Annotated in this window: 8 protein-coding genes; all 8 read left to right on the top strand. The window is 62.4% G+C overall.

Annotation, left to right across the window (positions count from 1 at the left end):
* Nucleotides 1-95 precede the first annotated feature (95 nt).
* Nucleotides 96-956, top strand: a complete 861-nt coding sequence (locus QM672_RS12125) for a metallophosphoesterase (RefSeq protein WP_415082832.1) — start codon at nucleotides 96-98, stop codon at nucleotides 954-956.
* Between the two features lie 66 nt (nucleotides 957-1022).
* The gene (locus QM672_RS12130; RefSeq protein ID WP_311933214.1) at nucleotides 1023-2627 is read left to right on the top strand and encodes a GMC family oxidoreductase; all 1605 of its coding nucleotides are present in this window, start codon (nucleotides 1023-1025) and stop codon (nucleotides 2625-2627) included.
* A gap of 135 nt (nucleotides 2628-2762) precedes the next feature.
* Entirely contained in the window at nucleotides 2763-3683 is a 921-nt protein-coding gene (gene ppk2 / locus QM672_RS12135; RefSeq protein ID WP_311933213.1) for a polyphosphate kinase 2, read from the top strand.
* A gap of 183 nt (nucleotides 3684-3866) precedes the next feature.
* On the top strand, nucleotides 3867-5063 hold the full coding sequence (locus tag QM672_RS12140) for a glycine C-acetyltransferase (protein WP_394309915.1): 1197 nt from the start codon (nucleotides 3867-3869) through the stop codon (nucleotides 5061-5063).
* Nucleotides 5064-5127: 64 nt separating this feature from the next.
* A complete protein-coding gene (locus QM672_RS12145) occupies nucleotides 5128-5382 on the top strand; it encodes a type II toxin-antitoxin system Phd/YefM family antitoxin (RefSeq protein WP_068287089.1) in 255 nt (84 codons plus the stop codon).
* Nucleotides 5382-5795: a type II toxin-antitoxin system VapC family toxin gene (locus tag QM672_RS12150; protein ID WP_367623938.1), complete on the top strand. Its 414-nt coding sequence runs from the start codon at nucleotides 5382-5384 to the stop codon at nucleotides 5793-5795. Before QM672_RS12145 ends, QM672_RS12150 begins: the two co-directional genes overlap by 1 nt.
* A 25-nt stretch (nucleotides 5796-5820) precedes the next feature.
* Nucleotides 5821-6852 carry an L-threonine 3-dehydrogenase gene (gene tdh, locus QM672_RS12155; RefSeq protein WP_415082836.1) on the top strand — a complete coding sequence of 344 codons (1032 nt, stop codon included), beginning with the start codon at nucleotides 5821-5823 and terminating at the stop codon, nucleotides 6850-6852.
* 173 nt (nucleotides 6853-7025) lie between these two features.
* Nucleotides 7026-7407, top strand: a 382-nt coding sequence (locus tag QM672_RS12160) for a substrate-binding domain-containing protein (RefSeq protein WP_415082838.1), incomplete at its 3' end; no start/stop codon positions are given.

The following is a 7407-nucleotide window of genomic DNA, read 5'->3' on the forward strand; positions in this document are numbered from 1 at the left end:
GCTTTCTTTCCATCGCTCCTGCATATCGTTGCTGCTGCAGCGCCACAAAGATGCGGGAAGATCGTTTCCTTCGTTGCAATACCCCACGGTTCCGCATGCTCTCCAGACGCAATTTCCTCCTCAAGGCCGGCCTTGCCACGCCTCTTCTGTTCGGCGGCTACGCCTTCGGGGTCGAGCCACGACGGTTGCTGGCGACGCAGTACCAAGTCGCACCGCGCCAATGGAGAAGCGGACCGACGCTGCGCATTGCCGTGCTAGCCGACATCCATGCCATCAATCCCTGGATGACCCCGGCCCACATCGAGCAGATCGCCCACACCACCAATGCCCTCAAACCCGACATCGTGCTGCTGGCGGGTGACTACGAGGCCGGCATGGGGCGCTTCGGCGTCGGTTCCTTCGTGCCGATGTCCGAATGCGCCAGGGCGCTTTCCATCCTGCGCGCGCCGCTCGGCGTGCATGCCGTGCTCGGCAATCACGATATCGGCTGGCATGATGGCGACAATGTCCGCCGTGCCTTCAAGGCCCATGGCATCCATGTCATGGAGAATGCGGCGCTGCGGCTCGAGAAGGACGGACGGCCCTTCTGGCTGCTCGGCCTCGGCGATGGCAATTACGGCCTGGACGATCTGCCGGGTACGCTTGCCAAGGTGGGCGACACCGCCCCGGCGATCCTGCTGGCCCATGAACCGGACATCTTCGTCGACGTGCCCGATCATGTCGCCCTGACGGTCTGCGGCCATACGCATGGCGGGCAGGTGGTCCTGCCTGGCGTCGGGGTCATTCATGTGCCCTCGCGCTATGGCAACCGCTTTGCCTATGGCCATATCGTCGAGGGGGATCGCCACCTCGTCGTCTCGGGTGGCCTTGGCATGACGGGTCTGCCGGTGCGCTTCGGCGTGCCGCCCGAGATCGTGCTGATCACCCTGGGGGCAGCGGCACCTCCGACGGTCTAATCCGTTTGCAACTCAGCTAAAGTTGTGAAACACAACGAACTCGTCAGACAAATGGGGCGGGTTCGAATGGCCATGACTTACGACACCATCATCGTCGGCGGCGGCTCGTCGGGCTGCGTCACCGCCATGCGGCTCGTGCGCGATCTTGGCCAGCGCGTCCTGATGCTGGAAGCCGGCCCCGCCCGCATGAACCCGATCATGCACATGCCGGCCGGCTACATGAAATATCTGGCCAAGGACACCTATCTCACCATGCACAAGATGGAGCGCCAGCCCCAGCTCGACGGGCGTGCCACCATCGTGCCTCAGGGCCGGGTGCTAGGCGGCGGTTCCTCGGTCAACGCCATGGTCTATATGCGCGGCCAGCCTGACGACTATGACAATTGGGCCGAGAATTACGGGGCGGAGGGCTGGCGCTATGCCGATATCCTCCCCCATTTCATTGCGATGGAAGGCAATGCCGACCTGGACACGCCGGTGCATGGCACCGCCGGCCCGCTCAAGGTCACGAGGCCGCTCCATACCTGCGAGATGACGAAGGCCTTCCTGCAGGCGCTGCCGTCCCTGGGCGAGCCGCTTAATCCTGATTTCAACTCCGGGCGCCAGCGCGGCGTGGGCCTGATGCAGGGCACCATGGATCCGGTGGCCAAGCGCCGCTGCTCGGCCGTGGACGCCTTCCTGCCGCTGGTGCGCGGTGACGAACGTCTCACCATCACCACGGAAGCGATTGTGACCCGCCTCGTCATCGAAGGCAACCGCTGCACGGGGGTCGAATATGTGGAAGGCGGGCGGACTCACAGGGCCTCCGCCGCCACGGTGATTCTGGCCGCCGGGACCTATGTCACGCCCAAGCTCCTGATGCTGTCCGGCATCGGCCCGGCCGACCACCTCCTGCGCCACGGCATCAAGCCCAAGGTGGATCTGCCGGGCGTGGGCGAGAACCTGCAGGATCATTGCGAGGTGCCGCTGATCGCCGCCTCCAACGGCCGTTACGGCTATTTCGGCCAGGACAAAGGCTGGAACATGATCCGCAACGGCCTCGACTACCTGTTGCGCAAGCAGGGGCCGGTGACCACCACGGGCGTGGAAGCCTGCGTCTTCACCAATCCCGACGACGCGCAGGCCGATGCCTCGCTGAAGATCTATTGCGTGCCGACCGTCTATCTCGACCGCGACATCACCGACGTCACTGCCTGCGACGGCGTCACTTTCACCACCTGCCTGCTCAGGCCGAAATCGCGGGGGACGGTGAAGTTGCGCTCAGCGGATCCACTCGAGCCGCCGGTCGTCGATGGCGGCTTCCTCAAGCATGCCGAGGATATCCGCCTGATGATCGCGGGCCTGCGTTTTGCCCGCTCCTTTCTGACCGCCTCGCCCATCAAGGAGAAGATTTCCCATGAGATGCTGCCCGGTGCCGACAAGGTTTCCGATGCCGATCTGCACGCCCATTGCAAGCGCATGGTCAAGACCAATTACCATCCGGTCGGGACGGCGCGCATGGGCCGGGACGATGATCCGATGGCGGTGCTCGATTCCCAACTGCGCGTGCGCGGCGTCGAGGGACTGCGTGTGTTCGATTGCTCGGTGATGCCCGAGATCGTCAGCGCCAATACCAATGCTCCAGTCATGGCCATCGCACACCGCGCCGTGGAATGGCTGAAGACGAGCTGAGCCTTGGAGGGGTGCTTGCCGGCTCTGTCACATAACTGAAATATTCCTGCACTACGGGCTTCATCAAAGCATGGGCCTATGGCGCCCGAGACATGCCCGGCCGATCGAAGCGGCCTTCTCGCAAGGAGTATTCGCATGACCACGCCAGCGGATAGCAGACCCAATCTCGACCGCATCCGGCAGGAGATTGCCGACGGCTATGACGAGGAGCTGGAACTGGAGCTGGAGGAGGCCCGCCTCGACCGTATCCTGGGGGATGCGCCCGAGCTGGAAGAGCGCGATACGCTCGACCGCAAGATCTATTTCCGCGAGCTCTTCCGCCTGCAGCACGAACTGGTCGAACTGCAGGACTGGATCCAGCACAACAAGCTGCGGGTGGTCGTGCTGTTCGAGGGGCGCGATTCCGCCGGCAAGGGCGGCGTGATCAAGCGCATTACCCAGCGCCTCAATCCGCGCATCTGCCGCGTGGCAGCCCTGCCGGCACCCAGCGAGCGCGAGCGCACGCAATGGTACTTCCAGCGCTATGTCGCTCATCTGCCGGCCGGCGGCGAAATGGTGCTGTTCGACCGCAGCTGGTACAACCGGGCGGGTGTCGAACATGTCATGGGCTTCTGCACCGATGCCGAATATGAGGAGTTCTTCCGCTCCGCGCCGGAATTCGAGCGCATGCTGGTGCGCTCGGGTATCATCCTGTTGAAATACTGGTTCTCGATCACTGACGAGGAACAGGAATTCCGCTTCAACATGCGCATCCAGGATCCGCTCAAGCAGTGGAAGCTGAGCCCGATGGACGTGGAATCCCGTCGGCGCTGGGAAGACTATACCCGGGCCAAGGAAGTGATGCTGGAGCGTACCCATATTCCCGAAGCGCCCTGGTGGGTGGTCGAGGCGGTCGACAAGAAGCGCGCACGCCTCAACTGCATCAGCCATCTGCTCAATCAGATCCCCTATGGCCAAGTCGAGCATCCGCCGGTGATCCTGCCCGACCGCGAGCGCCATGAAGACTATGTGCGCCATCCCGTGCCGTCGGAAATGTACGTGCCGAAGACGTACTGAGAGGTTGGGGGCGGGTCTTCGGACCCGCCTTTTCCTGCGGCCGAGGATGCCTGCTTGCCCGACCTGTTCGAAGATCGGCGCGCTCGTCTGTTCTCATCTCTTTTCGGCATGATCTCATCATTTGAAGCGCGGCTGGTTTTGGCTTAGGCCTGTGAACCCAAACAGGTACAAGGGAGCCGCCCGATGTCGCTCGTCGATCATGTCAAATCCACCCTGACGGAAATCGCCAAGGACGGTTTGTGGAAGAGCGAACGCGAGATTGCCGGCCCGCAACGCGCCCGCATCGAAGTGGCCGCCGAGGCCGGCCGGCGGCCGATGCTCAATCTGTGCGCCAACAATTACCTGGGCCTGGCCGACAATCCCGAGATCATCGCCACCGCCAAACAGGCCATGGACGGCCATGGTTTCGGCATGGCCTCGGTGCGATTCATCTGCGGAACGCAGACCCTGCACCGCGAACTCGAGCGCACCATCGCCCGCTATCTCAACAAGGATGATGCTATACTCTTCGCCGCCTGCTTCGACGCCAATGGCGGGGTGTTCGAGCCCCTGCTCGGTGCCGAGGATGCCATTGTTTCCGACAGCCTGAACCACGCCTCGATCATCGACGGCGTGCGCCTGTGCAAGGCCAAGCGCTATCGCTTCGCCAATGGCGACATGAACGATCTCGAAGTGCAGTTGCAGGCAGCCAAGGCCGACAATGCCCGCCACATCGTCATCGCCACCGACGGCGTGTTTTCCATGGACGGCTATCTCGCCGACCTGAAGACGCTCACGGACCTTGCCGGGCGCTACGGCGCCAATGTGATGGTGGATGATTGCCACGCCACCGGCTTCATCGGGCCGGAGGGGCGCGGCACGCCCGCTCGCGCCGGGGTGGAGGACAAGGTCGATATCCTCACCGGCACGCTGGGCAAGGCGCTGGGCGGAGCGATGGGCGGCTATGTCGCTGCCAGCCAGCCGATCATCGACCTCTTGCGCCAGCGCGCGCGGCCCTATCTGTTCTCGAACTCGCTCGCCCCGCCTGTGGCGGCCGGCTCGATGAAGGCGATCGAGCTGGCGCAGGCCGGCGACGATCTGCGCGAAAGGCTGTTCGCCAACACCAGGCGTTTCCGGGCCGGATTGGAAAAAGCAGGCTTCGAACTTCTGCAGGGTGAGACGCCGATCATTCCGGTGATGCTGCATGATGCGCGGCGCGCCCAGGAGATGGCTCGGGCGCTCGACGAGCGCGGCGTCTATGTCGCCGGGTTCTTCTTCCCGGTGGTGCCGAAGGGCAGGGCGCGCATCCGCACCCAGATGTCGGCCGGGCTGACGGAAGCTGACATTGATTTTGCCATCGACGCCTTCACCGATGCCGGCAAGGCTTTGGGCGTGATCTGATCTTTTTGCGTGATTGGCTTTGCAGGATGTAGTATTGTAACTACATATCCTACGGAGGTCTCCGATGAAGCACATGAGCAGCCGGGAGTTCAATCACGACATCGGCAAAGCCAAGCGCGCCGCGGAGGAAGGCCCGCTCGTGATCACCGATCGCGGCAAGCCGGCCTTCGTGTTGCTGAAGCATGAGGAATATCAGCGCCTTGTCGGGGAAGAGCCAAGCATCGTGGATTTGCTCCGCCAGGACGAACCGGAAGCGGATTTCGATTTCGAGCCGCCGCGCTTGCGTGAGATCGTGCGCAGGGAGACGGTATTCGACTGATGTTCCTGCTGGATACCAATGTCCTCTCCGAGTTGCGTCGTCCTCGTCTTGCCGCGCCAAAGCTTCTCGAATGGGCTTACGCCACCGCCAGATCGAGACAATTCATCTCTGCAGTCACCTTGATGGAACTCGAAATTGGCGTGTTGTCGATCGAGCGGCGTGATCCCGCGCAAGGCGGAGTTCTTCGTAACTGGTTGGTTGGCAAAGTCGAGCCCAGTTATGATGGCCGGATTTTACAGTTTGGATCTCGGACCGCGCAGATATGTGCGCGCCTGCCTGTCCCGGACCGGCGTCCCGAACGGGATGCGATGATTGCGGCTACGGCCTTGGAGCATGGCCTGACCATGGTCACCCGAAATGTCGCCGATTTTAGCCCCCTCGGCGTTCCTGTCTTCAACCCCTGGCAAGCCTGAAGGCCTCCCAAGAAAGCCCTGACAGATGAAAGCCCTCGTCAAATCCAAGCCCGAACCCGGCCTTTGGTTTTCGGACAATGAGCCGATGCCTGAACTCGGTCCCAACGATGTCCTGGTGAAGGTGCGGAAAACCGGCATCTGCGGCACCGACATCCACATCTACAAATGGGACGCCTGGGCCCAGAAGACTGTGCCGGTGCCGATGATCGTCGGTCATGAATATGCCGGCGAGATCGTCGAGATCGGCTCGGCCGTGCACAGCCTCAAGATCGGCGAGCGGGTGTCCGGCGAAGGCCATGTCATCGGAATGAAGAGCCGGGCGACGCGGGCAGGGCGCTTCCACCTCGATCCCGACACCCGCGGCATCGGCGTCAACATGCCCGGCGCCTTCGCCGAATATGTGAAGGTACCGGCCTTCAACATCGTGCCGCTGCCCGATGAGGTCGACGACGAACTCGGCGCCATCCTCGATCCGCTCGGTAATGCGGTGCACACGGCGCTGTCCTTCGATCTCGTCGGCGAGGACGTGCTGATCACCGGCGCCGGCCCGATCGGCATCATGGCCGGGGCCGTCGCCCGCCATGCCGGTGCCCGCCATGTCGTGATCACCGACATCAATCCGGTCCGCCTCGACCTTGCTGCCAAGGTGGCCGATGTCGTGCCGGTCAACGTCGCCAAGGAAGATCTGCGCGACGTGATGACCCGCCTGAGGATGAAGGAAGGCTTCGATGTCGGCCTGGAGATGAGCGGTGCACCGGCGGCTTTCCAGCAGATGCTCGACGTCATGCTGATGGGCTCCAAGATCGCCATGCTTGGCATTCCCTCCACGCCCTTTGCCGTCGATTGGAACAAGATCGTCTTCAAGATGCTGACCATCAAGGGCATCTATGGCCGCGAGATGTTCGAAACCTGGCACAAGATGCTGGCCATGCTGCAGAGCGGGCTCAATATCCGCCCGGTGATCACCCACCGCCTGGCCGTCGCCGACTATCTCGAGGGCTTCGAGACGATGGCGCGGGGCGAGTGCGGCAAGATCGTGCTCGACTGGGGAAATTGAAAACCCGAAATGCCTGATCGGGTGTCGGCAATGACGATCCATGAGGTCCGTCCATCATGGAGCGTTGACACGCCGGAGCGCTAATTTATCATTCGTCGTACCATTGCAGCGAGAGATTGAGCGATTGCAATGACGAAAATTGAGGTACGTAACTCATGAAATCGGGAGGCACTATGGGATTGTTCCAAAAACTGTGTCTGGCGAGCGCCTTGGCTGCCGGCATTCTCGCGACACCGGCCTTGGCACAGGACAAGGGGACCGTCGGCATCGCCATGCCGGACAAGACGGTCGAGCGCTGGATCGACGACGGCAAGAATGTCGTCAAGCAGTTGGAAGCCAAGGGGTATGGCGCCGACTTGCAATATGCCAATGGCGATATTCCCGGCCAGCTCGCGCAGATCGAGAACATGCTCACCAAGGGCGACAAGGTGCTGGTGATCGCGGCAATCGACGGCACCACGCTGGCCGATGCTCTCAAGGCCGCCGCCGCCAAGGGCGTCAAGGTCATCGCCTATGACCGCCTGATCCGCAATTCGGAGAATGTCGACTATTACG

The organism is Labrys sp. (in: a-proteobacteria), from assembly GCF_047605565.1.
Taxonomy (GTDB): Bacteria; Pseudomonadota; Alphaproteobacteria; order Rhizobiales; family Labraceae; genus Labrys; species Labrys neptuniae.

Coding starts and splice junctions, on each gene's coding strand:
- QM672_RS12125 (WP_415082832.1), top strand. CDS start 96: ATGCTCTCCAGACGCAATTTCCTCCTCAAGGCCGGCCTTGCCACGCCT.
- QM672_RS12130 (WP_311933214.1), top strand. CDS start 1,023: ATGGCCATGACTTACGACACCATCATCGTCGGCGGCGGCTCGTCGGGC.
- ppk2 (WP_311933213.1), top strand. CDS start 2,763: ATGACCACGCCAGCGGATAGCAGACCCAATCTCGACCGCATCCGGCAG.
- QM672_RS12140 (WP_394309915.1), top strand. CDS start 3,867: ATGTCGCTCGTCGATCATGTCAAATCCACCCTGACGGAAATCGCCAAG.
- QM672_RS12145 (WP_068287089.1), top strand. CDS start 5,128: ATGAAGCACATGAGCAGCCGGGAGTTCAATCACGACATCGGCAAAGCC.
- QM672_RS12150 (WP_367623938.1), top strand. CDS start 5,382: ATGTTCCTGCTGGATACCAATGTCCTCTCCGAGTTGCGTCGTCCTCGT.
- tdh (WP_415082836.1), top strand. CDS start 5,821: ATGAAAGCCCTCGTCAAATCCAAGCCCGAACCCGGCCTTTGGTTTTCG.